A 2,259-nucleotide genomic window follows, 5' to 3' on the forward strand; every position below is an offset into this window, starting at 1 on the left:
GCAATCGGTATCAACTGCATTTGAGGATCGCCGATTGATCGTCGCAGATGTTGCTCTGCGGTGATCGAAGAGAAGTCACGCCTATCTGCAAAGGATCTTTCATGTTCAGCAAGCGTATTGCCGCCGCTTTCGTCGGCACCGCCCTGGCCGCCTCCGCGGTCGTCGCCCCGCAGGTCACCGCTGTTCCGGCCGAGGACTCCGTCGCCGTCGCCGGCTACCACGGCAAGGGCAAGTGCGACCACCACAAGCCGAAGCGGTGCCCGACCAAGCCGACTAAGACCGTCACCGAGACCGCCACCGCGACCACCTCCGTCACCGAGACCGCCACCGCGACCACCTCCGTCACCGAGACCGAGATCACCTCGGTCACCGAGACCGTTGGCTCCTCGATCCCGGAGGGTTCCTCTGAGGGCGACGACAACGGCGCGATCGTCGGCGCAGCTGCCTTCGGCCTCTCCGCCATCGCTGGCAGCGCCCTCCTCCTGCAGCACTTCTTCAAGCCGGCTCCGGCCCCGGAGGGCCCGGCCACCGGCCCGGTTGCTGTCGAGGACCCGAAGGCAGCCGCACAGCAGTAGATGGAGGCTCTCGCGAGCATCCCCTGATCCTCAGCCAACCGCCCTGACCCTCCCGGTCAGGGCGGTTGTGTCGTTCTGCGGTCCTCCCTCCGCAGTCTCTGCCCGGGATTCGTCCACATGATTCTTCCAGGATGTGTAATATCGGTAACCGTTGTGGCTGCAGTCAACAGAAGTGACCAATGAGGCGTTCTGGCTGTGGCGGAAGAGCTGCAACTGCAGGCGATCATCGTCGTTGCGCGTCACCCGGCCCACCGGATGCGCGTCACCATGGTGATCGCCGTTTCCTTTCGTCCCACACCCACCCATCTCCCGCGATAGGCTGGTCCGCATGACTGATCTCTCCCAGCTCCTGACCGCCGACAAGCGCGACGCCGTTGTCGCGGATCTGACCGGCTTCGCCGACGCGACCGTCGCGAAGCAGTCCGGTCTCACCGGTACCGCCATCAAGGCCGCCGTGGCCGCCGCCAGGAAGGTCGACGCGAACATCGTGTCCAAGGGCGTCAACCGCATGCTCCCGGACGTTCTCGGCGACCTCCAGCCCCACTGGCAGGCCTACCAGGACGAGGGGGCGACGGACTTCGGCGCCTTCCTCGCCGGCCGCAGCGCCCAGGTCGTGGACTCGCTCATGTCCATCGCGGACCGCAACGCGGAGTCCATCACCGTGGCGCCCCTGGCGAAGGCCTACAACGGCCTGCGCGGCAAGGCCGCGAAGGTCATCGAGCCGGAGGTTCCGGAGCTCGGCAGGATCCTGCAGAAGCACATGTCCTAGGTCCATGAGCACGGTACGGCTCGCCGCCTTCGGCGATCTGCATCTGGGTCGCCGCAAGGCCCCCGGCGTCGCGTGGGCCCGCGAGGCGCTTATCGACGCCACCCGCAACGGCGCCGACGCCATCGTCTTCACCGGCGACCTGCTGGACAAGAAGAAGGCCACCTCCCAGGACCTCGCCGACGCCATCGACCTGTTCCGCCTGGTCACCGAAGAACTGGAACGCCCGCTGGTCCACGTGTGGGGCAACCACGACGTCGGCTCGGGCATGATCCCGCTCTTCCCGGAGATCCGGGGCGTGCACCGTCCGACAGACGACGCCGTCGCCGAGATCCGGGTCCCCGACCTCCCGCTGGTGTTCCACGCGGTGAACGTGACGCAGGACCCGGACCCGCGGGACGTCGCGAAGCATCTGCCGCGCGTGGAGGAACCCGGGCACGTCGGCATCCTCCACTCCGAGGTGGAGGGACGCTACACCAAGAACCCCTGCCTGCCGACCACCACCGAGCATCTCCTCTCCCGCGGGTACGAGGCGTGCCTCATGGGGCACGTGCACTCCCCCGTCGTCCTCCACGAGGAACCGTGGATCGGGTGGATCGGGATGGGCCAGATGCTCGAGATCGAGGTCGCCGCGCTGCCCTGAGCCCCTGAGGGGCCCGGGCTACCTAGACGTCGAGGAAGCGGACGTCCTTCGCCTTGCGGGTGATGAAGGAGCGGCGGGCCGCGACATCATCGCCCATGAGGATGGAGAACAGCTCATCGGCGCGCTGTGCGTCATCCAGCTCGACGCGGCGCAGGATACGCTGCGCCGGGTCGAGGGTGGTCTCCCACAGCTCGTTCGGGTTCATCTCACCGAGACCCTTGTAGCGCTGGATGCCGTCGTCCTTGTTGATCTTGCGGCCGGCGGCGAGACCCTCC

The 2,259-nt window shown here is 67.2% G+C and carries 3 protein-coding genes and 1 pseudogene; 3 read left to right on the plus strand and 1 reads right to left on the minus strand.

Translation table 11 applies throughout. The annotated features are described in order from the left end of the window. The first annotated feature begins 101 nt into the window (after positions 1–101). From GXZ33_RS08380 to GXZ33_RS08390, 3 genes are all read left to right on the plus strand, one after another. A complete protein-coding gene (locus tag GXZ33_RS08380; protein WP_291340404.1) occupies positions 102–575 on the plus strand; it encodes a hypothetical protein in 474 nt (157 codons plus the stop codon). 328 nt (positions 576–903) lie between these two features. Further along, entirely contained in the window at positions 904–1,344 is a 441-nt protein-coding gene (locus GXZ33_RS08385; protein ID WP_291340406.1) for a hypothetical protein, read from the plus strand. A gap of 4 nt (positions 1,345–1,348) precedes the next feature. Next, positions 1,349–1,984, plus strand: a complete 636-nt coding sequence (locus GXZ33_RS08390; protein ID WP_291340409.1) for a metallophosphoesterase — start codon at positions 1,349–1,351, stop codon at positions 1,982–1,984. 22 nt (positions 1,985–2,006) lie between these two features. Here the strand turns inward: GXZ33_RS08390 and GXZ33_RS08395 are convergent. Next, positions 2,007–2,259 (minus strand): annotated as a pseudogene (locus GXZ33_RS08395) (DNA topoisomerase IV subunit B); the annotation flags it as partial.

The sequence above is a fragment of the Corynebacterium sp. genome, assembly GCF_012838985.1.
Classification (GTDB): Bacteria; Actinomycetota; Actinomycetes; order Mycobacteriales; family Mycobacteriaceae; genus Corynebacterium.

Excerpts from the sequence above, each read along its gene's own strand:
- GXZ33_RS08380 (WP_291340404.1), top strand. The coding sequence starts at position 102 with ATGTTCAGCAAGCGTATTGCCGCCGCTTTCGTCGGCACCGCCCTGGCC.
- GXZ33_RS08385 (WP_291340406.1), top strand. The coding sequence starts at position 904 with ATGACTGATCTCTCCCAGCTCCTGACCGCCGACAAGCGCGACGCCGTT.
- GXZ33_RS08390 (WP_291340409.1), top strand. The coding sequence starts at position 1,349 with ATGAGCACGGTACGGCTCGCCGCCTTCGGCGATCTGCATCTGGGTCGC.